The 23,087-nt window shown below is 70.6% G+C and carries 24 protein-coding genes; 14 read left to right on the top strand and 10 right to left on the bottom strand.

Going from position 1 to position 23,087, the window contains the following annotated elements:
• Positions 1-8: 8 nt before the first annotated feature.
• A complete protein-coding gene (locus tag J2Z30_RS18475; RefSeq protein WP_052701224.1) occupies positions 9-773 on the bottom strand; it encodes a TVP38/TMEM64 family protein in 765 nt (254 codons plus the stop codon).
• A 243-nt stretch (positions 774-1,016) separates the two neighbouring features.
• Between J2Z30_RS18475 and J2Z30_RS18470 the strand changes: the two genes are divergently transcribed.
• From J2Z30_RS18470 to J2Z30_RS18460, 3 genes are all read left to right on the top strand, one after another.
• A complete protein-coding gene (locus J2Z30_RS18470) occupies positions 1,017-1,169 on the top strand; it encodes a hypothetical protein (RefSeq protein WP_198278272.1) in 153 nt (50 codons plus the stop codon).
• 97 nt (positions 1,170-1,266) lie between these two features.
• Complete coding sequence (gene tuf, locus J2Z30_RS18465) at positions 1,267-2,442, top strand: elongation factor Tu (RefSeq protein ID WP_044568208.1); 1,176 nt, start codon at positions 1,267-1,269, stop codon at positions 2,440-2,442.
• 87 nt (positions 2,443-2,529) lie between these two features.
• Positions 2,530-3,375 carry a spermidine synthase gene (locus J2Z30_RS18460; RefSeq protein ID WP_044568207.1) on the top strand — a complete coding sequence of 282 codons (846 nt, stop codon included), beginning with the start codon at positions 2,530-2,532 and terminating at the stop codon, positions 3,373-3,375.
• On the opposite strand, the gene J2Z30_RS18455 is transcribed toward J2Z30_RS18460, so the two are convergent.
• The gene (locus J2Z30_RS18455; protein WP_044568206.1) at positions 3,362-4,666 is read right to left on the bottom strand and encodes an MFS transporter; all 1,305 of its coding nucleotides are present in this window, start codon (positions 4,664-4,666) and stop codon (positions 3,362-3,364) included. The two genes, J2Z30_RS18460 and J2Z30_RS18455, sit on opposite strands and share 14 nt — an antisense overlap.
• 74 nt (positions 4,667-4,740) lie before the next feature.
• Complete coding sequence (locus J2Z30_RS18450; RefSeq protein WP_044568205.1) at positions 4,741-5,847, bottom strand: DUF8017 domain-containing protein; 1,107 nt, start codon at positions 5,845-5,847, stop codon at positions 4,741-4,743.
• Between the two features lie 95 nt (positions 5,848-5,942).
• Here J2Z30_RS18450 and J2Z30_RS18445 point away from each other — a divergent pair, with 95 nt between their 5' ends.
• The 4 genes from J2Z30_RS18445 to J2Z30_RS18430 all read left to right on the top strand — a co-directional run bounded on the left by J2Z30_RS18445 (position 5,943) and on the right by J2Z30_RS18430 (position 8,609).
• A complete protein-coding gene (locus J2Z30_RS18445) occupies positions 5,943-6,395 on the top strand; it encodes a DUF4442 domain-containing protein (protein ID WP_044568204.1) in 453 nt (150 codons plus the stop codon).
• Positions 6,396-6,587: 192 nt separating this feature from the next.
• The gene (locus tag J2Z30_RS18440) at positions 6,588-7,256 is read left to right on the top strand and encodes a DedA family protein (RefSeq protein WP_044568203.1); all 669 of its coding nucleotides are present in this window, start codon (positions 6,588-6,590) and stop codon (positions 7,254-7,256) included.
• A 94-nt stretch (positions 7,257-7,350) separates the two neighbouring features.
• Positions 7,351-7,893 (top strand): gamma carbonic anhydrase family protein, encoded by a 543-nt coding sequence (locus tag J2Z30_RS18435; protein WP_044581009.1) that lies wholly within the window; start codon positions 7,351-7,353, stop codon positions 7,891-7,893.
• A 23-nt stretch (positions 7,894-7,916) separates the two neighbouring features.
• Positions 7,917-8,609, top strand: a complete 693-nt coding sequence (locus J2Z30_RS18430; RefSeq protein WP_044581007.1) for a GAF and ANTAR domain-containing protein — start codon at positions 7,917-7,919, stop codon at positions 8,607-8,609.
• Positions 8,610-8,757: 148 nt separating this feature from the next.
• Here the strand turns inward: J2Z30_RS18430 and J2Z30_RS18425 are convergent, their stop codons facing one another.
• From J2Z30_RS18425 to J2Z30_RS18405, 5 genes are all read right to left on the bottom strand, one after another.
• Entirely contained in the window at positions 8,758-9,636 is an 879-nt protein-coding gene (locus tag J2Z30_RS18425) for a cytochrome c oxidase assembly protein (RefSeq protein ID WP_044568202.1), read from the bottom strand.
• On the bottom strand, positions 9,636-10,190 hold the full coding sequence (locus J2Z30_RS18420) for a DUF2243 domain-containing protein (protein ID WP_044568201.1): 555 nt from the start codon (positions 10,188-10,190) through the stop codon (positions 9,636-9,638). The genes J2Z30_RS18425 and J2Z30_RS18420 overlap by 1 nt, the downstream gene beginning before the upstream one ends.
• 247 nt (positions 10,191-10,437) lie before the next feature.
• Positions 10,438-11,214 (bottom strand): VOC family protein, encoded by a 777-nt coding sequence (locus tag J2Z30_RS18415; RefSeq protein ID WP_209468732.1) that lies wholly within the window; start codon positions 11,212-11,214, stop codon positions 10,438-10,440.
• Between the two features lie 73 nt (positions 11,215-11,287).
• On the bottom strand, positions 11,288-12,493 hold the full coding sequence (locus J2Z30_RS18410; RefSeq protein ID WP_044568200.1) for an FUSC family protein: 1,206 nt from the start codon (positions 12,491-12,493) through the stop codon (positions 11,288-11,290).
• A 108-nt stretch (positions 12,494-12,601) separates the two neighbouring features.
• Entirely contained in the window at positions 12,602-13,468 is an 867-nt protein-coding gene (locus tag J2Z30_RS18405; RefSeq protein ID WP_044568199.1) for an EamA family transporter, read from the bottom strand.
• Between the two features lie 107 nt (positions 13,469-13,575).
• On the opposite strand from J2Z30_RS18405, the gene J2Z30_RS18400 reads away from it, so the two are divergent.
• Together J2Z30_RS18400 and J2Z30_RS18395 are read left to right on the top strand one after the other, a co-directional pair.
• Positions 13,576-14,148 carry a helix-turn-helix domain-containing protein gene (locus J2Z30_RS18400; protein WP_044568198.1) on the top strand — a complete coding sequence of 191 codons (573 nt, stop codon included), beginning with the start codon at positions 13,576-13,578 and terminating at the stop codon, positions 14,146-14,148.
• Between the two features lie 50 nt (positions 14,149-14,198).
• On the top strand, positions 14,199-14,753 hold the full coding sequence (locus J2Z30_RS18395) for a YbaK/EbsC family protein (protein WP_044568196.1): 555 nt from the start codon (positions 14,199-14,201) through the stop codon (positions 14,751-14,753).
• Positions 14,754-14,799: 46 nt separating this feature from the next.
• Here J2Z30_RS18395 and J2Z30_RS18390 read toward each other — a convergent pair whose 3' ends face one another.
• The gene (locus J2Z30_RS18390; protein WP_044568194.1) at positions 14,800-15,207 is read right to left on the bottom strand and encodes a CoA-binding protein; all 408 of its coding nucleotides are present in this window, start codon (positions 15,205-15,207) and stop codon (positions 14,800-14,802) included.
• A 96-nt stretch (positions 15,208-15,303) separates the two neighbouring features.
• Positions 15,304-17,547, bottom strand: a complete 2,244-nt coding sequence (locus tag J2Z30_RS18385; protein ID WP_209468731.1) for an ATP-binding SpoIIE family protein phosphatase — start codon at positions 17,545-17,547, stop codon at positions 15,304-15,306.
• 298 nt (positions 17,548-17,845) lie between these two features.
• Here J2Z30_RS18385 and J2Z30_RS18380 point away from each other — a divergent pair, with 298 nt between their 5' ends.
• The 5 genes from J2Z30_RS18380 to J2Z30_RS18360 all read left to right on the top strand — a co-directional run bounded on the left by J2Z30_RS18380 (position 17,846) and on the right by J2Z30_RS18360 (position 23,086).
• Positions 17,846-18,637, top strand: coding sequence for an IclR family transcriptional regulator (locus J2Z30_RS18380; RefSeq protein ID WP_044581003.1), 792 nt, complete (start codon positions 17,846-17,848; stop codon positions 18,635-18,637).
• Between the two features lie 107 nt (positions 18,638-18,744).
• Complete coding sequence (locus J2Z30_RS18375) at positions 18,745-19,533, top strand: SDR family NAD(P)-dependent oxidoreductase (protein WP_044568192.1); 789 nt, start codon at positions 18,745-18,747, stop codon at positions 19,531-19,533.
• A gap of 30 nt (positions 19,534-19,563) precedes the next feature.
• Positions 19,564-20,523, top strand: a complete 960-nt coding sequence (locus J2Z30_RS18370) for a substrate-binding domain-containing protein (protein ID WP_044568190.1) — start codon at positions 19,564-19,566, stop codon at positions 20,521-20,523.
• Positions 20,523-22,061: a sugar ABC transporter ATP-binding protein gene (locus tag J2Z30_RS18365; RefSeq protein WP_044568188.1), complete on the top strand. Its 1,539-nt coding sequence runs from the start codon at positions 20,523-20,525 to the stop codon at positions 22,059-22,061. The genes J2Z30_RS18370 and J2Z30_RS18365 overlap by 1 nt, the downstream gene beginning before the upstream one ends.
• The gene (locus J2Z30_RS18360) at positions 22,058-23,086 is read left to right on the top strand and encodes an ABC transporter permease subunit (protein ID WP_209468730.1); all 1,029 of its coding nucleotides are present in this window, start codon (positions 22,058-22,060) and stop codon (positions 23,084-23,086) included. The genes J2Z30_RS18365 and J2Z30_RS18360 overlap by 4 nt, the downstream gene beginning before the upstream one ends.
• Position 23,087: the final 1 nt, after the last annotated feature.

Raw genomic sequence — 23,087 nt, 5'->3', positions numbered from 1 at the left:
GCCGCCTGTCAGCCCCGCGGCGCCATCTCGTCTGCCGCCGTGTCCTCCGTGGGCCGTACGGGCCGTACGGGCCGTACGGGCCGGATACGGCCGCGTTTGCGCCAGGCCACCAGCGCCCCCGCGACGGCGGGCACCGTGATGAAGGCCAGCGCGAGGAGGAAGACGGGCGAGGTGGGGGTGGTGGCGCGGCTGCCCGCCACCACGTACGCGGCGGTGTTCGGCACACTGCCCAGCCCGGTGGCCAGCAGGAACGACGGCCAGCCCATCCGGGAGACGGCCGCGCAGTAGTTGGCGGCGGCGAACGGCACGCCGGGGAACAGCCGGATCGCCAGCATCGACCGGAACCCGTGATGGCTCAACTGCCGGTCCGCCGCCGTGAGCCAGCGGCCCCGCAGCAGCGGCCGCAGCGCGTCCTGCCCCAGCAGCCGCCCGAGGCCGAAGGCGATCCCGGCGCCGATCACCGTGCCGCCGATGGCCGTGGCCAGCCCGGCCTGGATGCCGAAGAGCGCACCCGCCGCCAGGTTCAGCAGCGGCCGGGGCACCAGCGCGGCGGTGCCCACCCCGTACGCGGCCGTGAACAGCATCACGGCCGTCCCGCCCGTCAACTCCGGCCAGCCGTGGGTCAGCAGCCGCTGCGGCTGCCACAGCCAGACCGCGATCGCGGAACCCGTGAGCAGCGCGGCGAGCAACCCCAGCCGCGACCACGGCGAGAGGAGCACGGCGCGGGCGCGGCGGGCGGCCGGTTTCGCGGGCGGCGGGGCGACATCGAGCATCGGTGGAGCGTAACCGACCTGGCCCGGCGGACGCTGTGATGTCGTCGGGTTGTCGTCCGATTGTCGGCAGACCGTCGACGGAGGGTTCCGAACCCCGTCCACGGAGGGTTCCGAACCCCGTTGATGGAAGGTTCAGAACCCCCTCGGGAGAGGTTCCGAACCACCCGCCCCACCCACCCCGCGCGTACCGAAACGCACCGAAAACCATTCGACGTGGACCGAACAGTGCGCGAAGATCACAGCATGTTCCGGCTCGCCTTCCTCACGCCGACGTCCGCGGTCGCGGACGCGCCGAAGGCTGCCGTCCCCTCGCTCGCCCCGGCCGCGGTCGCCGCCCTCACCACGGACCCGCCCGCCGCCGTTCCCGCCGCCTGCCTCGACGGCGCCCGAAGCTGACCCTCCTCGGACAACTCCGACGGATCCCCCAGGGGGAGGGTCGGCGAGGTTCTGGGGTCCGCGCTTCCCACCCCCGCTGACGAGGAGAGACCGTCGCATGTCCAAGCAGACGTATGTGCGCACCAAGCCGCATCTGAACATCGGCACCATGGGCCATGTCGACCACGGCAAGACCACGCTGACCGCCGCCATCACCAAGGTGCTGAGCGAGCGCGGCACCGGCGGCGCCTATGTGCCGGCGGACCGTATCGACCGGGCGCCGGAGGAGGCCGCGCGCGGCATCACCATCAACATCGCGCATGTCGAGTACGAGACCGACACCCGGCACTACGCGCATGTCGACATGCCAGGCCACGCCGACTTCATCAAGAACATGGTGACCGGCGCCGCCCAGATCGACGGGGCGATCCTCGTGGTCTCCGCGCTCGACGGTGTGATGCCGCAGACCGCCGAGCATGTGCTGCTGGCCCGCCAGGTCGGCGTCGACCACATCGTGGTGGCCCTCAACAAGGCCGACGCGGGCGACCCCGAGCTCACCGACCTCGTCGAGCTGGAGGTGCGCGAGCTGCTCTCCGCGCACGGCTACCCCGGCGACACCACGCCCGTCGTACGGGTCTCCGGGCTGCGGGCGCTGGCGGGCGACCCGCGCTGGACCGGGGCGATCGAGGCGCTGCTGGACGCCGTGGACATCTACGTGCCGACGCCCGTGCGCCACACCCGGGCGCCGTTCCTGCTACCGGTGGAGAACGTGCTGACCATCACCGGCCGCGGCACGGTCGTCACCGGCGCCATCGAGCGCGGCACGGTACGGGTCGGCGACCGTGTCGAGGTGCCCGGCACCGACGTGGCCACGGTGGTCACCGGGGTGGAGACCTTCGGCAAGTCCATGGAGTCGGCCGAGGCGGGCGACAATGTGGCGCTGCTGCTGCGCGGAGTGGCGCGGGACGCGGTGCGCCGCGGCCATGTGGTGGCCGCGCCCGGCAGCGTCGTGCCGCGGCGGCGCTTCACCGCGCGGGTGTACATCCTCTCGGCGGCCGAGGGCGGTCGGCGGACACCGGTGTCCACCGGCTACCGCCCGCAGTTCTACCTCCGTACGGCCGATGTGGTCGGCGCCGTGGACCTCGGGGCCGCCGCGGTGGCGCGCCCCGGTGACACGGTCACCATGACGGTCGAGCTCGGCCGTGCCGTACCGCTGGAGCCGGGTCTCGGCTTCGCGATCCGCGAGGGCGGCCGCACGGTGGGCGCGGGCACGGTGACCACCGTGCTGCCGTAGCCATCACCGGCCCCGCTCGCCCGCCTCCGCCGTGCGGGTGGCGGGCGAGCGGAAGCCACGGCATGCGTGCGACGGCACAATGAGAGGGTGAACGAGCCGATACCCGTGAGCCGTGCCGTGGACGGCGGCACCGCCAAGCTGTTGCCGGACCTGGACCGCCCGCGCGCCTGGCTGCTCACGGTGGACGGCGCCCCGCAGTCGTATGTCGACCTGGACGATCCGGGCCATCTCGAATTCGAGTACACGCGGCGGATCGCCCATGTCCTGGACGCGGCCGCCGAACCCGGCGCCCCGCTCGACGTACTGCACCTGGGTGGCGGGGCGCTGACGCTGCCTCGGTATCTGGCCGCCACCCGCCCCGGCTCCCGGCAGGTGGTGATCGAGGCCGACCGGGGGCTGCTGGAGCTGGTCGCCGAGCACCTTCCGCTGCCGTCCGGGGCGGGCGTCACGGTGCGGCCGGAGGACGCCCGGACCGCGCTGGAGGCCGCGCCCGAGGGGTCGGCCGACGTCATCGTGGCCGATGTCTTCGGCGGTTCGCGGGTGCCCGCGCATCTGACCTCCGTCGAGTACGTCCGCGCCGCGGCCCGAGCGCTGCGGCCGGGCGGGTGGTACGCCGCGAATCTGGCCGACGGGGCGCCGTTCGCCTTCCTCCGCTCCCAACTGGCCACCTACCGCACGGCGTTCGCGCACCTCGCCCTGATCGCGGAGCCGTCGGTGCTGCGCGGCCGCCGGTTCGGCAACGCCGTGCTGGTGGCCTCCCAGTCCGAACCGCCGGTCGCCGTGCTGGCCCGCCGCGCCGCGGCCGACGCGTTCCCGGCCAGGGTCGAGTACGGGGAGGCGCTGGAGCGGTTCATGGGCGGCGCGGCGCCGGTGCGGGACGAGGACGCCACGCCCTCGCCGGAGCCGCCGGACGGGGCGTTCAGCGTGGGCTGACCGGCTCCGGGGCGGTGTCCGCGGCGGCGGCCGGTCCGCCCTCGGCGACGGGCTGGGTCTCGCGCCGGCGCAGCCGCCGTACGTCCGGGACCGTCAGCACCGCCAGCGTCAGCGCGAGGATCAGCGCCGAGCACCCCCACAGCGAGGCCGCCCGGCCGAACGCCTCCTCGGCCGGGCCCGCGAGCGCCGTGGCCAGCGGCACCATGGCGACCGAGCCGAACCAGTCGTACGCCGAGACCCGCGACAGCTTGTCCTCGGGGATCTCCTGGTGCAGCGCGGTCATCCAGGACACTCCGAACACCTCGACCGACACCCCGACCAGAAACATCACCACGACCAGCGGTGCGACCGGCACCGGGACGGCGAGCGCGGCCGACGGCAGCGCGAGCGGCAGTACGCACAGGGAGCCCGCGAGCAGCATCCGGCGCGGCCGCCAGCGCACCATCAGCAGACCGCCCAGGACGGTGCCCGCGCCGAACGCCGCGAGCGCGAGCCCCCAGGGGCGCGCCCCGCCCAGATGGTCCTCGGCCACCAGCGGGCCGAACACCGCCTCCGCCGCTCCGACCACCGCGTTGACGACGGAGAACTGGACGACGATCGACCACAGCCAGGGCCGGCCGACGAATTCGCGCCAACCTTCGCGCAGATCCCGCAGCATGCCTCCGCCGGGCTCCCGCCGGGCGACGGCGCTGACGTCGAGCAGCGAGCGCAGGGCGCCCGCGACCGCGAACGCGGCGGCGTCGACGGCCAGCACCCAGCCGGGGCCGACCACCGCGACCAGCGCGCCGCCGAGCGCGGCCCCGCCGATCTGCGCACCGTTCATGCCCATCCGGAACAGCGCGAAGGCGCGGGCGGCCTGTTCGCCGTTGACGCTGGAGAGCAGCATGCCCTCGGCGGCGGGGGAGAAGAACGCCTGCCCGGTGCCGCCGAGCGCGGACAGCACGGCCATCTGCCACAGCCGCGCCTCGCCGGACAGGACGAGCACGGCGAAGGCCGCCTGCGAGAGGCAGTTGAGGCTGTTGGCGGCGACCATCACCCGATGGCGGGGCAGCCGGTCCGCCACCGCGCCGCCGATCAGCAGGAAGACGACCAGGGGAAGGGTGCGGGCCGCCGCCACCAGCCCGACGTCGCCGCCGTCCCCGCCCGCCTCCAGCACCGCGAACGCCGCCGCGATGAGGGCTCCGGCGTTCCCGAGGCCCGTCACCACGGCGGCGGTGGTCAGCAGTGTGTAGTTGCGGCCGGCCCACGCGGGGCGGCGCGGCCGGAGGCGCGGGGCCGGAGGAGTCGTCACATCCGGACTATCCCTGGGGGCGGGCCCCGGCGTCCAACCGAATTCCGGCCGCCACGGTCGGAGCGGTCAGAAGGTCAGGAGACCTCCGACTTCACCGGCCGCAGCGAACTCATGATCTTCTTGATGGTGGAGTCCTTGACCTCCTCCTTGGTGCCCTTGACCGAGTACAGGACCCAGGTGGCGAAGTCGCCGTTGGTGTCCGTGTAGGTCACGGTGACGGCCTTGCCGTCGGTGGTGCACTTGTCGGTCTTCTTCACCCCGGTGACGGTGGCCGACGCGGTGTAGCCCTTGAGGCCGTGGGCGCTCTTGAACTTCTTGGCGTCGGTGACCTTGCGGGTCCCGGTCTGCTTCTGGTCGAAGGCGGCGAAGACCCAGTTCTCGGCCTCGATCTTGGCGGCCGACGCCTCGTCCTTGGCGCCCTGGGCACCCTTCGAGCCCGCCCCGGCGGCGTGGCTCTTGTCGACGTAGCCGTCCTTGTCCTTGACCGAGCAGTAGTCCTTCTTGTACCTCGCCGGAGCGGACATGACCACGAGCGGCTTGCCCTTGTCGTCCTCGAAACCGGTGCTCAGGCCCGGCGATTCGATCGTCCAGTCCGGGGGGACGTCGAAGGCGTTGTGCCGCTTGGGGCTGACCACCGGCTTCCAGCCGGGTATGACCGCCTTGACGTCGGTGGTGTCACCGCCGGCGCGCGGGTTGTCCGCACCGCCGCCACCCGGGTCCTCGGTCGGCTCCTCGGAGGCCGGGGCCGACGTGGAGGCGGGCGTCTTGTCCTTCCCCTTCGACTCGTCACCGCCGTCGCTGTCGTCCTTGCCCAGGACCAGCGCACCGGTGATGGCCGCGGCCGCGACGACCGCGATGGCCGCGACGATGGCGATGGTGGTCGTGCGCTTCTTGTTGTCACGCGGCGGCTGCGGTGCGCCGGGCGGGCCGGACGGAGTGCCCCACTGCTGGCCGGGCGGACCCTGGGGCGGGCCGTAACCGGGCTGCTGCTGGGGCGGCTGGCCGGACTGCCCCGGCTGCTGCTGGGGCGGCTGCTGATAGGGATTCGGCTGTTGGTACCCCGGCTGCTGATACGGGTTGGGCTGGTTGTATCCCGGCTGCTGGTACCCCGGTTGCTGATAGGGGTTCTGATCGTGCGGGTTGTTCTGCTCGCCCCCGGGCGGCTGCTGTCCTGGCCACATGGCCAGTAACGATAGAGGGGGCCGACGACAGCTGCTACGGCTGCCCCTTGAACTGCCCCTTTCCTCGCTTTCTACTGGGTGGTAACTTCCGGGGCATGTCAGAAACCCTGCCCTCCGTCGGTGAGATGCTCGCCGCCACGGTGCCCATGGTGCGCACCCTGAACCTGGAGTTCCGTGAGGCGTCGCCCGAGCGCGCGGTGCTGTGCCTGCCCGACCAGTCCGACTTCCACAACCACGTCGGCGGCCCCCACGCGGGCGCGATGTTCACCCTGGCGGAGTCCGCGAGCGGCGCCATCGTGCTGGCGGCGTTCGGCGATCAGCTCGGCCGTGCCGTACCGCTGGCCGTGCGCGCCGAGATCGGCTACAAGAAGCTCGCCAAGGGGCCCGTCACCGCGACCGCCACCCTCGGCCGGCCCGCCGCCGAGGTGGTCGCCGAGCTGGACGCGGGGGAGCGGCCTGAATTCCCGGTGAACGTCGCGATCACACGCGAGGACGGCGCGGTTACGGGCGAAATGTCCATCGTATGGACCCTGCGCCCCCAGTCCTGAGTCCGTCCTTCCTATCCCTGAGTCCGTCCTCCTCAGCCCTGAGTCCGTCCTCCCTTCGCCGGAGCCGACGCGAGCGGGAGCACGACTTGGGGATGATGGCGACCGCGCGCCGATTGAGTAGGCTTCCCGGCGTGCGCCGCGTCCTGTCCGGCGCACGCCGGGAAGCGGTCGCCACATGGGGAGGAACCGGCGTTGCATATCGAGGAATGGCTCGAGACCGTGCCCGCGGTCAGCGTGTATCTGCTCGTGGGTATCGTCATCGGCCTGGAGAGCTTGGGAATCCCGCTCCCCGGCGAGATCGTCCTCGTCAGCGCGACGCTGCTGGCGGCCTCCCAGGACCACATCAACCCCTACATCCTGGGGACGTGTGCCGTAGCGGGTGCGGTGATCGGCGACTCCATCGGCTACCTCATCGGCCGCAAGGGCGGTCAGCCGCTGCTCGCCTGGCTGGGCCGTAAATTCCCCAAGCACTTCAGCGCCGAGCACGTGGCCACCGCCGAGCGCTCCTTCCAGAAGTGGGGCATGTGGGCGGTCTTCGTCGGCCGGTTCATCGCGCTGCTGCGCATCTTCGCGGGGCCGCTCGCGGGCGTGCTGCGCATGCCGTACTGGAAGTTCCTCATCGCCAATGTGCTCGGCGGCATCGTCTGGGCCGGGGGCACCACAGCGGTCATCTACTCCCTGGGCAAGGTCGCCGAGGACTGGCTGAAGCGCTTCTCCTGGCTCGGGCTCGTGCTGGCCCTGCTCTTCGGCCTCGGCTCGATGCTGGTCATGAAGTGGCGCTCCAAGAAGACCAAGGCCGCGGCGGTCACGGCGGCCGATTCCGAGACCGCCGAGCCGGAGCCGGTCCCGGCCGGGGACTAGGGCGGACCGGCGGTCTCGATTGAACCGGCTGGACCGGCTGGACGGCTCTGCCGGAGCTACCGGCCGGGGCGCGGAACGCGAAGGGAACGACCAGGTGGGAGAGACGGTGCGCGCCTTGATCTTCGGCATCGACGGGAAGGAGCCACGGATCGACCCCGACACGTTCGTGGCCCAAACGTCGGTGGTGATCGGCGATGTCGTGCTGGCGGCGGGATCCAGCGTCTGGTACCAGGCGGTGCTGCGGGGCGATGGCGGCCCCATCGTCCTCGGCGCGGACAGCAACATTCAGGACAACTGCACGGTGCACGTCGACCCCGGGTTCCCGGTCTCCATCGGCGAGCGGGTCTCGGTCGGGCACAATGCGGTCGTGCACGGCTGTACGGTCGAGGACGACGTCCTGATCGGCATGGGGGCCACGGTCCTCAACGGCGCCCGGATCGGTGCGGGATCGCTGGTCGCGGCCCAGGCCCTGGTGCCGCAGGGGATGGAGGTACCGCCCGGTTCGCTGGTGGCCGGGGTGCCTGCGAGGGTGAAGCGCCCCCTCACCGATGAGGAACGGGAAGGCATCAAGCTGAACGCCCAGGTGTACGCGGAGCGGGCGAAGCACTACCGGGAAGCGCTCAGAGGCGACGAGTAGCTCGATGTGATCGGATGGTGGTCATGGACTGGGAAGCCTTCGCCGAGCGCATGGCCACCATGGCGCGGGATCTGCTGGCGCAGGAGTCCGTGGAGGCCACGCTGGAGCGGATCAGCGCATGCGCGGTGAACATCGTGGAGGGCTGTGACGCGGCCGGCATCCTGGTGCTCCACGGCAGCCGAGTGGAGTCCCTCGCCCCCACCGAAGGGCTGGTGGTGCGGTCGGACCGGCTGCAGGAGCGGCTCCGCGAGGGGCCCTGCTTCGACGCCGCCCGCCGGCTGGAGGGCGAGCGGGTGTTCCGGATCAAGGACTTCACCGAGCCCGAGGAGAGCTGGCCGGACTTCGTCAGGGAGGGCCGCGAGCTCGGCATCGGCAGCATGATGGGGTTCCTGCTCTACACCGAGGAGGAGAACCTCGGCGCCCTGAACCTCTACTCGCGGCATCCCGCCGCCTTCACCAAGGCCAGCGAGACGGCCGGCTGGCTGCTCGCCTCGCATGCCGCGGTCGCCTTCTCCAGCGCCCGCACCGCCGATCAGCTCCAGCAGGCGCTCCAGACCCGGCACACCATCGGCGAGGCCATGGGCATCCTCATGGAACGTCTGAAGATCACCGAGGACGACGCCTTCGCACTGATCCGCCGGGTGTCCCAGGAGCGCAACGTCAAGCTGCGGGACATCGCCCGGCAGATCTGCGAGAGCGGCGGAATCGACGACTGAAGCGTCGGCCCGAGCCGACGCATCAGCCGAAGCGGCTCTTCCGGCCCGCGGTCTGGACCGGAAGGGCCTGGCCACCGTGGTCCCCCGGGGGTCGCTGCGATGGCGTGACGCCCAGGTACCCCGCGGCCCCCAGTGGTAACCCCCACCGTCACCCGGATTTCGGCAGGGCCCGCGGGGCGCGGATCCCCTCCTTCGGCCGCCGCCCCGGACGTACCCGTGACCCGTGCGGGCTCCGGGGCGTCCTCACGGGCCGCCAGGTGGTGACGAGGGCCGCGGCCAGGAGGAGCTCGGCGAGGTCGCCGCCGTAGTACATGATCTCCGCGCCGCCCCGGACCTCGGCGATCGGCGCGTGGACCTCGACCCAGAAGCCTCCGTACATCAACTGGGCGATGACGGCGTGGGCGGCGATGGCGACGCCGAGGACCACCAGCCGGGCCGGCACCCCCGGCCGGGCCGGGGCCGGATCGGGACCGGCGATGACATACGCGAACAGCCAGCCCGAGAGCAGGAAATGGGCGTGCGTCAGCCAATGCCATCCGGGGTGGCTCATGGCGGCGTCGTAGACGGGGGTGAAGTACAGCGGCACCAGCCCGCCGGTGGTCAGCAGCAGGGCGGTGACGGGGTGGGCGAGCAGCCGCGCGGGGCGGGAGCGGAGCACGGCGGTCAGCCGTCGGCCGCGGTCCGGGGGCAGGGCGCGCAGCAGCAGGGTGACCGGGGCCGCGAGCACCAGTGCCAGGGGCGCGTACATCCCGAGCAGCAGATGCTGGGCCATATGGCCGCGGAAGTCCTCATGGGCGAACGGCGCGAGTGGCGGCAGCAGCGCCACGGCCACCAGGACGAGCCCCGCCGCGAAGCTCAGCGACCGCGCGAGCGGCCAGCGCCGGGCGGGGTGACGGCGACGGGCGCGGCGGACGGCCAGCGCGTAGGCGGCGGCACACCCCAGCAGGGCGAGGGCCGGCAGCCATACCTCCAAGGGACCGCCGCCCCCGCCGTGCCCATGGCCGGGATGCGCCGCGCCGCCACCCATCACCCGCGCCCGGTGGCGCGCGGCGCCTCGGGGCCGGAGGGGGCCCCGCCGCGCTGCAGCAGATAGCCGCCGGCCACCAGTAGGGCGCCCAGGACGAGGAAGCCGGCGTCCCACCACGGCTGTTCCGGGCCGCCGTGGACATGGTGGATGCCGAGGATCTGGTGATCCAGCACGCCCTCGACGAGGTTGAACAGGCCCCAGCCGACCAGCATCCAGCCCCACAGGACGCGGGAGCCCCACACCCGGCGCCGGTCGTGGGTGACCCGGGCGTAGAGGATGGCAAGCCCCAGCAGCACCGAGATCCAGCACACGGCGTGGAAGACGCCGTCCCATACGGTGTTCATCCGCAGACCGGAGACGGTGTGCGGGTTGTAGTACCGCACCCCGATGCGGTCGTGGTTGGTGCTGCTGAGCATGTGGTGCCACTGGAGCAGCTGGTGCAGCAGGATCCCGTCGAGGAATCCGCCGAGCCCCACCCCCAGCACGATCCCCGGCAGCCGGATGACGCGTGACGCGGGCAGACCGGCTCGGGCTTCCTCCGCCGTGGTGGCCATCACCGCTCTCCGTCCTGACGACAGCGTGGTCCCCCGCGCTCTCCGCCTCCACGGCTTCCCGGCCGGACCGGCTTCCTCACCTGTCGCTGCCGTCTTTACGCCATCTTGCCGAGCCGAGCCGAGCCGAGCCGAGCCGAGCCGAGCCGAGCCGGGCCGAGCCGGGCCGGGCCGAGCCGGGCCGAGCCGAGCCGGGCCGAGCCGAGCCGAGGCAGGCCGTCCGTCAGCCCCGTCCGTCAGCGCTGTCCGCTCAGGCCGCGGTGACGGTGAACAGCCCCCCGTCGGGGTCGCACAGGATCGCCTGACGGCCCGTGGGGGAGGCGTCCGGTGGGAGGGCGACCGTGCCACCGGCGGCGCGGGCCGCCGCCACGGCGGCCGTCACATCGGGGACGCGGAAGTGGACGTACCAGCGCGGCCGGACCCGCGGGTCGGGGGCCTGCTCGACGGCGCCGCCGTGGACCACCGCGAGCTTGCGGCCCTCCTCGCACACGATCACCTCGTCGTTCTCGTACTCCACGGAGCAGTTGCCCTCCGGTGACGCCCAGCCGAAGACCTCGCCGTAGAAGAGGGCGGCCGCGAACGCGTCACGGGTCCGCAGCTCCAGCCAGGCCGGGGCGCCCTTCTCCGGCCCCGAGGGCCAGCCGGGCAGCGCCTCTCCCGTCCAGAAGCCGAAGACGGCGCCGTCGGGGTCGGCGGCCAGCCCGGCACGGCGGCCGGTGCCGAACGGGAGCGGGCCGACGCCGACGGTGCCGCCCCGCTCACGGATGCGTGCCGCGGTGGCGTCCGCGTCCGCCACGGCGAAGAACGGCGTCCAGGCGACCGCGCCCCTGAGGCTGTTCGCGAGCGCCCCGACCCCGGCCACCGGCGCTCCACCGAACAGCGCCGTACGGAACTCCTCACCCAGCCCGGTGGGGCGCCAGGTCCACCCGAGCACCGCGGTGTAGAACTTTTGCGCCGCTTGGAGGCTGGGGGCGGCGAGACTCACCCAGCAGGGGAATCCCGGCCGTGCCTGGCCGATCGGCTTCATGGGCACCACTCCTCACAACTCCGCCCCGGCACCACCGCGGGGGACTGCATCGATGTACCCCGCCGGCCGGGCGCTATGCCCCGGCGGTGGCGCGGGGCCAGGTGTCCGGGGCGATGTCGTGCCAGATGTTCTGGGCCTGGATCAGCAGGGTGCCCAGGACGGCGGTGGTGCCGGGGGAGACGTAGCGCTCGTCGGTGAGCTGTTTGTGCAGGGCGCCGTGGCGCCGTTCCACGGCCTCCACCGCCTCGTCGAGTTGGCCGCGCGCATCGTCGAGTTCGCCGCGCGCGCCGTTGGGGGCGGCGGGCTCACAGATCATTTCGGCCCGTGCCTCGCAGGCCGCCGCCAGATCGGCGAGCAGGTGGCCGTAGTCGCGCAGCGGCTGCTGGTCGGGGGTGGGAATGGAGCGGTTCTCGTCGGCGATGTCGACCATGGTGCTCACGACCGCGCCCACCTCGGCGACGATCGCGCTCCACCGCTGGTCCTCGCCCTCGGGGGGAAGCGTCGGCGGCAGCTTCTCGCGCGACTTCCACGGCAGCCTGGGATTGAGCCGGAGGCTCTCATGGCTCCACAGCCGGGCGGATCGCAGACTCTCGTGCCGCTGCTGGAGCCGTCCGGCCAGCCGTCGCCAGTCGGCGGGGGTGTCCTCGGACCAGTCCCCCTGGGCCAGCGCCTCGGCGATGCTCGCCAGTGTCTCCTGGGTCCCGTGCGCCAGACTGCTGAGATTCTCCCGGACGTTCCGCAGATGGACCGGCGGCAGGATCAGCGCGTTCACCGCGATGCCGATCGCGGCGCCCAGCAGGGCCTGCAGCAGCCGGTGGGAGACCGTGAGGCTGGACACCGGGGCCGAGGTGAGGGTGAACAGCGCGGTGGTGGGACCGTAGATGCCCTGGTCGCCGAGGCGGGGCCAGTTGCTGAGCAGCATCACGACGGGCAGGACCAGGGCCACCGAGATCAGGGTGTTCCCCGTCAGCGCCTCGGCCCCCGCCGCCAGCAGGGTGCCCACGGCGATGGCCACCAGCTGCTGCAACCCCTTGAACAGCGAGCGGTAGACGGTGGCCTGGACCAGGACCACCGCCACCCACGGCGCCATCAGCGCCACCGGGTCCTTCAGCCACCACCCCGAGACCGCCCAGGCGAGCGTGGCGGCCCCGGCCGCCTTCAGCGACTGCACAAGCAGGTCCCGCTCGCGCCCCGGCCCCTGCCACGCCCGCGCCGCGGCGTCCACGATCCCCCGGGCCTCGGCCCGCACCACATACAGCTTTTCGTATCCGTGCCCCATGGCGTAGTGGGTTCCTGGGGCGCGTCGGCTTATGCATGGCCAGTCATGCATGGCCAGTCATGCATGGCCGCTCATGCATGGCCGAGCGCGGGCCGGGCCGCGGGCCGCTCAGCCCGTGGCCAGCAGCAGCGTGCCCACCAGGGCGAGCCCGGCGCCCGTGGCCTGGACCACCCGCAGCCGCTCGCCGAGCAGTCCGCGGGCCGCGACGGCGGTCACCACGGGGTAGAGGGAGGCGAGCACCGCGGCGACGGTGACCGGGCCGTGGTGCGCGGCGAGGTTGTACGTGCCGTTCGCGGCCACGTCGGCCAGGCCCACGAAAGCGAGCGCGGGCAGCGACGCCCACACCACGCCCATCCCGCCCTCGGGCAGCCCGGGGTTGCCGCGCCGGACGGAGATCAGCAGCGCGCCGCCGCCGACCGCCACATTGCACACCCGCTGCACGAACAGCGCGAGGAACAGCCCGGTCAGCGTGTCCGACGCCTCGGCGATCAGCGCCATCACCGAGCCGAAGCCCAGCGCGGCCACCAGGGTGAGCAGCAGCGTCTGCCGCTGGACCGGCGCCCCGCCGGTCTGCGGACCGCTCGCCAGGACCACACCCGCGACCGCCACCACGACGCCCGAGACCTGGAGCAGCCCTGGCCGCTCGCCGAGCACCAGCGCGACGCCGAGCGGCACGATGACCCCGCCGAGCGCGCCGAGCGGGGAGACGACGCCCATCGGGCCGAGCGCGAGGGCCCGGTAGAAGCACAGCATCGCGGCCGGGCCGACCACCCCGGCCGCCGCGGCGAACCACAGCTGCGGGCCCGCCGCGGACCATCCGCCGGTGGCGACCACGATGGCGCCGAGGACGGTGACCGCGATGATCTGGGAGACGACGACCACGGTGAGTGCGGGGGTGCGCCGGGTGAGCAACCCTCCGCCGAAGTCGGCCAGCCCCCAGAGCAGGCTGGTGGCAAGAGCGAAGAGTGCGGACATGGTGAAACCTCGCCGTACAGTGTGGTGGACGTGGGAGTACAGCCCACGGTAGTTCACTGTACTCGACTACGCCATTCACTATTTTGGACGGATGGACGGACCGGAACGTGACGGACCTCGACCAGCTCACGCAGTCGCTCGCCCGCAACCTCAAACGGTGGCGCAACGAACGCGGCTTCACCCTCGACGCCCTGGCGGCCCGCGCCGGGGTCAGCCGGGGCATGATCATCCAGATTGAGCAGGCCCGGACGAATCCGAGCGTGGGCACCACCGTCAAGCTCGCCGACGCGCTCGGCGTGAGCATCACCACACTGCTCGACTACGAGCAGGGGCCGCGGGTGACCTTCGTCCCGCCCGACCAGGCGGTGCGGATGTGGTCCACCGAGGCGGGCAGCTACACCTCGCTGCTCGTCGGCACCGAGGCGGACGGCCCGCTGGAGATGTGGGAATGGCGGCTGATGCCCGGCGACGAGAGCAGCTCCGATCCGCATCCGTCCGGCACGGTCGAGCTGATCCATGTGACGGCCGGCGAGCTCACCCTGGTGATCGGCGGTGAGACCCACACCGCCCCGGTCGGCACCTCGGTGGCGTTCGAGGCGAACACCCCGCACGCCTACCGCAACGACGGTACGGCGCCGGTGCGGATGACCATGGCGGTCTCGGTGCCGCCCGCGCGCTGAGGCCGCCGGGCCCGGCCCTCGCGCCCTGCTCCGACTGCTAGTTTGACGGCATGAGTACGCCGATGGATGCCTTCGACGAGGTCCGTCCCGCCGTCGAGTGTCTGGACCTGCTGACCGCTCCCGTCGCCGAGGCGCTGCGCACCTGGCGCGGCTCGGAGCCGGTGGAGCAGGTGCTCTTCGTGGACACGGACCCGGACAAGGCCGACACCGCCGTGCTCGTCGAGAACTACGGCTCCTGGCTGCTGGAGCAGTCCGCCAACTGCGTGGTGGTCGCGGGCAAGCGGGGCGGCGAGACGACCCTGGCCGCCTGCCTGGTCCTGGCCCACACCCGCGCGGACGTCAACGGCGTGGTGCGCCGCCACCTCGGCGCGCGCAAGGCGTCGTTCGCCCCGATGGACAGGGCGACGGGCGAGAGCGGCATGGAATTCGGCGGCATCACCCCGATCGGACTGCCCGCCGACTGGCCGCTCCTGGTGGACGCCGCCGTGGCCGACATCCCGTACGCCCTCATCGGCAGCGGCGGCCGACGCGGCAAGCTCATCGTGCCGGGCAAGCTGCTTGCCGGGCTCCCGGGCGCGGTGGTCCTGGAGGGCCTGGGCGCCTGAGGCCGCGCGTGCGTCGGCCGTCGCGCTCGGGTCCCCCGTGGCCGGCTCAGCCCAGCCGGGGAATCTCTATCGCCGGGCAGCGGTCCATCACCATGGCGAGCCCGGCGGCGCGGGTGCGGTCGTACGCCTCCGGGTCGATGACGCCGAGCTGGAACCAGACCGCCTTGGCGCCGATGGCGACGGCCTCGTCGGCGACCGGGCCCGCCAGGTCGCTGTTGACGAAGACATCGACCACGTCGACCGGGAACGGGATCTCGGCGAGCGAGCCGTAGCCGCGCTCGCCGTGCACCGTCTCGGCCTTGGGGTGTACGGGCACGATGCGCTTGCCGAAGCGCTGGAGGACGTCGGCGACACCGTATGCCGCACGCTGCTGGTTGGAGGACAGACCGACCACCGCCCAGGTGTCTCCCAGTTCCGTGAGGATCGTGCGGACCGTTGCCGGGTCGCCGTACATGCTTGCCTCCTGCGGGTGCGAGAGCCGACCTGTTTGCGGCACAACGGAAACCGTATGCGAGGGATTCCCCGGCGCCGGGTGTCCCCGCTCGGTACCTTACGAACCGTCCCGGGTGGACAGCTCCAGCCAGACCGTCTTGCCGCGGCCGCTGGGCGAGCTGCCCCATGTCGTGGCGAGGCTGTCGACGATGATGAGGCCGCGCCCGTGTTCGGCCTGCGCGTTTTCCTCTTCAGCGGCGGAGAGCGAGGAAGGCACCGGAGGCGAGACATCGGAGTCCCTGACTTCCAGGCGTATATGGTCCGGGTAGTCACGCAGCCGCAGTTCCACGTCGCTGTCGGCATGGATCAGCGCGTTGGTCACCACCTCTGAGGCCATGAGCTCCAGATCGTCCGTCATCGCGTCACGGCCCCAGCTGCCCAGATGGTCACGCATGAATCGACGCGTTTCCCGGACCCCTTGCAGATCATGTCGCTGGATCTCCATCCGGCTGCTCCGGTGCTGCGCGTCCGGCGTGGCTCGTTCATAGCGGGCGAGGAGCAGTGCCACGTCGTCATAGCGCTCAGGGGGTCTGGGTGCCGTGGCGATCAGCCTGTCCGCGAGTCCCTCAAGGTGGCGCTCGTTGTCCTGGCCGCCCGCCGCCAGGAGTGTGCGGACACCGGCCAGTGCCTCGGAGGATTGTCCGGGGGTGAGGCCGTCGGTGTACAGGAGGAGCAGCGAGCCGGGCGCCAAGGTGGTCTCGTATGTGCGGTAGGGGGTGGCGGAGTGGACGCCCAGTGGCACGTCCGCGGGCACGTCGAGAGCGTCGACGCGGCCGTCGGGACGGCGTACCAGAGGCGCGGGGTGTCCGGCCAGGGCCACTTCGGCCGCCCCGTCGGCAACGTCCATGCGCACGCAGCAGCATGTCGCCAGTAGTTCGGTGTCCAGCTCGGCAAGCAGGTGGGAGGTCCGGGTCAGTATCGCTGCCGGTCCGTGGTTCTCGCGCGCGTAGGCCAGGACGGCACTGCGCAGCTGGCCCATGACGGCGGAGCTCTCGACACTGTGGCCCTCCACGTCTCCGACCACGAGGCAGATGCGTGCGTCCGGAAGCATGATTCCGTCGTACCAGTCGCCGCCGACTCCGGCCGTCGGGCAGGCGGGCAGGTACCGGGCGGTGGTGATCATTTCTGGCAGGTCGCAGAGGATGCGCGGCAGCAGTCCTCGCTGGAGGCTTTCGGCGAGGGCGTGCTCGCGCTCACTCAGGCGGGCTCGGTCCAGTGCCTGGCCGAGCAGGTCCGCCATCATCATCATGACCGCTTGTTCCTCCGGCTCGAAGAGGCGCTCCTCGGCGAAGCCCAGGCAGCACACACCTACCGGGTTTCCGCTGGATCTCAGTGGGAGGAACGCCCAGGCACGCTGACCGTCGTCCCGGGCGTCGGGGTAGGCGGCGAGCAGCTGGGCGCGGTCCGGGAAGAGCAGCGGGTCCCGTCCGTGCAGCGCGTCGGCGGCCGGGGTCGGGCTGTCGCTGCTGGAGCCGTGAACCTGTCGGAGGTGTTCGGGGGCGACACCGCAGTGGCCCGCGACCCACAACCTGCCGTCGCCGACGATGTTCAGGATGAGGGACTGCGCGTGATACGGATGCATGAGCCGAGACTGGGCGGCCACGACCACATCGTGGGTCTCCGTGGCCTGGTTGAGGGCGGCACTGAGTTTGTGCAGCTGGTACATCAACGTCATGCCGGAGGACCCGGGTGCATCAGGTATGCCCCATACGGCAGTCTGCTCGCTGGGTTGCCGCAGGTCCGAGGTGTACACCGGCAGCAGCAAGGGATTGTCCGTGTTCGGCAAGGGCAGACAGTGTTCTGCCAGTGGCACCAGATTCCGTGCCAGCCGGTCGCCGATTCCCCGCAGCCGCCGACGCTTCTCGTTACTCATCAATCCGGCCCGGGACGGGATGCGGATGAGGGTGAGCGCTCCAAATCGGCTGCCGTTTGCGTGTAGCGGGGTGGAGGCCACCGCGTAGGGGAAGGGAACCACCCGGGCGAGGCCGGGGTCGTCCGCGCGCACCACCGGTTCTCCGAAGACGACTACCGTGCCCGTTCTGCACGCGGTCGAGGAGGCGTAAGGGGCGTCCAGCGCCATACGTTCCGGCATGGCGAAGATGGCCGGCGGGGTACCGCCGATCATGGCGGCGCGGAGCCACTCCCCACTGTCTTCCATCAGGTAAACGATGCCCGTGATGGAATCCAGGTCCAGGATGGCCTGACGAAGAGCGTCGGCCAGCAGCGCCTCAAACGCTGCGGCATCCGAGGGCGGGCTGGGCGGACTCCGGTACGGTTCGCCGTTTCCGGCGGCCGGCGGCATGGGGTGGCTCCTTGCTTCGCTCCGCGACGGTGTCGCTACCGTGCGACGGGTTCCAGGCGAGCGCAGACGCGGCGAACGGCACTCATGGGCGCGCCTGTGTCCGCTCTAAGACCATGATGCTCCCGTGACCCTTCTGGCGGCAGTCCCGTGTCGCGAAGGGGGACGTGGCCGCGTCCGGCACACGAGCCGCTCTCATGTGCCCCTTCATGCCACCCAAACGTATCGCTTGGCAGACACATCGTCCATGTAGCGGGACCAACTGCCTGGGGGGCGTGCTCTCTGAGTCACAATGTCCGGCATGGCGAATGAAAACGGCCTGATGATGATCCGCAAGGTGGCGGAGGTCCTCACGTTCCTGGCGCAGGGTGAGGCGACGGTGGCGGAAATAGTCGAAGCCACCGGGGAGCCCAGAAGTTCGATCTACCGCTTGTTGTCGGGCCTGCAAAGCGAAGACTTCGTCGAGCCGGGTACGCGTCGGGGCCGGTTCCGGCTCGGTATGAAGCTGCTGCCGCTCGGTGCGGCCGTTGTGGCGCGGTTCGACGAGCGGAAACTCGCCCAGCCGGCGATGGAGCGGCTTCATGACCTGACCGGGGAGACCGTCTTCCTCTGCGTGCCGCACCAGGACGAAGCCATCTGTGTTGAGCGGCTGGCCGGCAAGCGGGTCCAGTCGCTCGCCCTACGGGTCGGCGGTTCTCTGCCGCTGCATGCCGGTGCCGCGTCGCGAGCGATGCTGGCGCGCCGCGAAGCGGGCGAATGGGACGACTACATCCGACGGAACTCGCCTCTTGTCGGTTTCACGCCCTCCACCGTGGTCGAGCCTGCCGGACTCAAGGCCCTGCTCGCGAAGACCAGGGAGAGCGGCCTGGCCATCAGTGACCAGGATGTCACCGTGGGTGTCGCGGCGCTCGGGGTCGCGATCACCGATTACAAAGGTCAGGTGCGGGGCGCCCTGTCGATCAGTGGTCTTCGCGAGTCGGTGCTCGGTAGCTCCCTCGAGCAGTGGAGCGACGCCTTGATCGCCGCAGGTCATGAGGTCTCACGGGCTCTGGGCTGCGGGGTTGTCGGGGGGCAGGTCGCCGACTTCGGCTGAACGGGCGATTCGCGCAGCTCATTTGTCCCACACACTAGACATCGAGTCCGCCTCGTGGGAATCTCCCCATCGAAGGCGGCGCACGTCGCCATGTGAGGAGGCGGCGAATGTCCGGGGATCTGGTAGGGCGAGTGGCAGTGGTGACCGGTGCGGGTGGCGGGATCGGGCTCGCCTGCGTCCAGCACCTGCATGCTGCCGGTGCCCGCATTGTCGGGGCGGACCTCGACGTCAGCGGGCTGGAACCGCTCACGGCCTCCGGAGAGGTTCTCGGTGTTCCCGCCGATCTTCGTGACCCCCGTGGTGCGGCGACCGTCATGGAGGCGGCGGCGGGGGCCTTCGGCCGGATTGACATCCTCGTCAACAACGCCGGCGTGGCCCCCGTGAGGTCCGGCTTCCTCGAGACGGGCGATGCCGACTGGAGCGCGACCCTCGAGTTGAACCTCCTGGGCTATGTCCGCGCGGCCCGAGCGGCCATTCCCATGATGCGGTCCACTGGGGCGGGGGCGCTGATCCACATCGCTTCCGAAGCTGCCCGGATGCCGAACCCCCGCCTGCCCGACTACAGCGTCTCGAAGGCCGGGGTGCTGATGTTGTCGAAGGTCCTGGCCGCCGAGTTCACCTCTCAGGGCATTCGGTCCAACGTGGTCTCTCCGGCCTTCATCCGTTCTCCCATCTACGACCGGCCCGGTGGCATCGCGGAGTCACTCGCGGAGGAGTTCGGCGTGGACAAGGAGACCGCCTTGCGTCGATATGTCGAGCTCAATCGCATCCCGGTCGGCCGGCTCGGGACCGCCGACGAAGTCGCCGCCGTGGTCGCCTTCCTCGCATCGGAGCGCGCCTCGTTCATTTCCGGAGCCAATTTCGCGGTTGATGGCGGTGTCACGCCAACCGTGTGATTCACCAGCTAGCAAGCAAAGGGAAATTCCATGAAAGTCGCTGTCCAGGCCATTTCCACTCCGGGGCGAAGTGGCGCCGTGCTCGCGAGTGCGCTCGTCATCGCTGCTGGTGGGCTGGTTGGCTGCGCTGTCGGAGACGGTGCCTCCGACGGCAAGACCACGGTGGGTGTTACGCTCAACGCGGCCTCGAATCCGTTCTTCCTCGCCGAGGGGAAGGCGATCAAGGAGGCTGCCCGTAAGAAGTCGCTGGATGTGTCCGTCCAGTACGCGAATGCCGATGTCTCGGTCCAGAGCGATCAGATAGACACGTTCATACGGAAGGGCGTCGATTCCATCGTCGTCGATGCGGTCGACTCCAACGGCATCGGTCCGGCGATCCTCAGGGCCAAGCAGGCCCACATTCCCGTCGTCGCGATAGATGTGGCGGCGACCGGCGCCGATTCCACCATCACCAGCGACAATGAGCAGGCCGGACGGGAGGCGTGCACCTACCTCAGCAAGCAGCTCGGCGGCAAGGGCAAGGTGGCCATCGTCGACGGCTCCGCGGTCTCGGCGATCAATGACCGGATGAAGGGCTGCAAGGACGCCATCAAGGCCAGTCCCGGCATCAAGATCGTCGCAACTCAGCGAGCCGACCTCACGCGCGACAAGAGCATGAATGTGGCGAGCAGCATCCTCACCAGCCATCCGGATGTCGACGGCTTCTTCGGCGTCAACGACCCCACAGCCGTCGGTATCGCTCTCGCGGTAAAACAGAAGCGCGCCGACGTGAAGATCGTGGGAGTGGACGGAGCGAAACAGCTCACGGATCTTTTCGACAATGGTCTGGTGATCGGCACTTCGGGCCAGAGCCCTGCCCAACTCGGGCGAGAAGGGTTCGACAGGGCGGTCACGCTCGCGAAGGGTGAAAAGCCCAAGTCCAAGTTGAGCCTGGTGCCGACCTTCCTGGTAACCCCCAAGACGATCAGCGACTACGAAAGCTGGGGCTGATGAAATCACAGGTTGCTGGGGGGCCTGTCGCACAACTCGTCGGAATTGCCAAGTCATTTGCCCACAACCGTGTGCTGGACGATGTGACGCTGACGCTCGAAGCGGGACGCGTACATGTACTCGCCGGGGAGAACGGTGCCGGCAAGTCGACCCTGATCAAGGTTCTCACCGGTATCGAGCCGCAGGACGCCGGTGACATTCTGATCGACGGTCGCCCGGTGGAATTCAACGGCCCCGGCGACGCGCGAGCTCTCGGCATCGCGGTAGTCCATCAAGAACTGAGTCTGGTCCCGGATCTCACGGTCGCCGACAATCTCATGCTGGGTGTGGAGCCGCGACACCGGGGCGGGCGGCTTGATTTCCGATCGGCCCGTGAGAACGCCGTGGCGGCTCTGAACCGCGTGGGCGCTTCGCTCAGCCCGGGTGTACGAGTCGGGCAGCTCAGCGTCGGCGAGCAGCAGTTGATCGAGATCGCTCGCGCGCTCTCCGAGGACCCACGGCTCCTGGTGCTCGACGAGCCCACCGCCGCGCTGTCCCAGAAGGAAGCCGGCCACCTGCTGGGCATTGTCGAGGAACTCCGGGCCCAGGGGCTGGCGATCCTTTACATCAGCCACCGGATGGAGGAGATTCATCGGCTCGCCGACCACGTCACCGTGCTCAGGGACGGCCACGTCGCCGACTCGATGCCGCGAGCCGATATGAGCGAGGACCGGATCGTCACCTCGATGGTCGGCCGGCCCGTCAACGATCTCTATGACCATGGACGTGGATCCGCTCAGGGAGAGGTGCGGCTGAGTGTCCGCGGTCTGAGGTCGGGCGTCGTCCAGGAAACGTCGCTGGAGGTGCGGGCGGGGGAGGTCGTCGGTCTCGCCGGCATCGTCGGCGCCGGGCGGAGCGAACTGTGCCGGCTGATAGCCGGGTTCGACCGTGCCGACGGCGGCGAGGTGACCGTCGACGGACAGCGCGTGGACATCGCGAGGGCCGGCGGAGCGGCCGGCGCCGATATCGCCATGCTGCCCGAGAGCCGCAAGGCGCAGGGGCTCTTCCTCGGCATGTCGATCGCCGACAACGTGTGCATGGGCACCGCACTCGCGAAGCGGAGATTCGGCGGCACCTCTCCCTCCAGGCTCCGCACCGCGGCAAAACCCCTGGCCGACCGGTTGAGGGTGAGAGCGACCAGTCTCGACCAGCCCGTCGGGGAACTGTCGGGTGGCAACCAGCAGAAGGTGCTGCTGGCACGGTGTCTGGCCAAGAAGCCAACCGTGCTCATCCTCGACGAACCGACCCGCGGGGTCGACATCGGCGCGAAGGCCGACATCTACGGGCTGATCAATGACATCGCGACGCAAGGTGTCGCGGTCATTCTCATCTCGTCCGAACTGCCCGAGGTTCTCGGCATGTCCGATCGGGTGCTCGTCATGCATCAGCGCCGGATCGTAGCCGAACTGACCGGCAAGGACATGACCGAGGAGCACATCGTCCGGTACGCCACCGGGCTGGTGCGCAAACAAGTGGAGCCTGTCGAGGTGAACTCATGAACGACATCGTGGCCGCTGAACACGAGCGTGCGGTCGACTCGTCACGACCGACCGCACCCAAGCGCATGCGCCTGCATGCCGGCCTTTCCACTCTTGCCGACCGCCTGGGCGTCGCCATCGCGCTCATCGTCCTCGTGGTGCTCTTCGCCCTGGTCGCGCCCTATTTCCTCACCGTGGTGAATCTGCTGGACGTGGCGCGTCAGATCTCGGTGACCGCGATCCTCGGCGCCGGCCTGACGTTCGTCATCATGACGGCCGGCATCGATCTCTCAGTGGGATCGGCCGTCGGGGTCACCGCGTTCGCCGCCGTCTCACTCACCCTCGACGGCGCCCCCGCCCCCCTGGCCCTGGCCGTCGCCCTGCTGGCCGGGTTCGCGGTCGGCCTGATCAACGGCGTACTCGTGGCCAAGCTGGGCCTGGCGGCGTTCATCGTGACGCTCGCGGCGCTGACCTATCTGCGCGGTGTCACCTATGTCGGTACCGGTGGCACCACCATGTTCTCCACACATCTCAGCTACTCGGTGCTGGGTCAGGGCTCGGTTCTCGGCATCCCGGTGCCCATCGTCGTCATGGCCGCCGTGTTCGCCATCGGCTGGTACGTGCTGGAGCGCACCGTTTTCGGGCGCTGGGTGCACGCCGTGGGAGGGAACGCGGAGGCCGCACGTCTGGCAGGCATACCGGTGCGACGGGTCCTGGTGACCGTCTATGTCATCTCCGGTCTGTGCGCCGGCATCGGCGGGATCCTCTCCTCGGCCAAGCTCCAAAGTGCCGTCCCCGACCTCGGCACCGGCTATGAGCTCTCCGCCATCGCCGCCGTCGTCCTCGGCGGGACGTCCCTCATGGGCGGCCGCGGATCCCTCATCGGCACGCTCGTGGGCGCGGCCATCATCGGCGTCCTCGTCAACGGTCTGACGCTGCTCGATGTGTCGTCCTTCTACCAGCAGATCATCCAGGGAGTCGTCATCGTGATGGCCGTCGGCCTCGACAGGTTGAGGACTCGCAACGCCGTCACCGAAGGAGCATAAG

This window comes from Streptomyces iranensis, assembly GCF_017874715.1.
GTDB lineage: Bacteria > Actinomycetota > Actinomycetes > Streptomycetales > Streptomycetaceae > Streptomyces > Streptomyces iranensis.
Note: the sequence above shows the minus strand (reverse complement) of the source record. Positions and strands in the feature narration are given on the sequence as shown.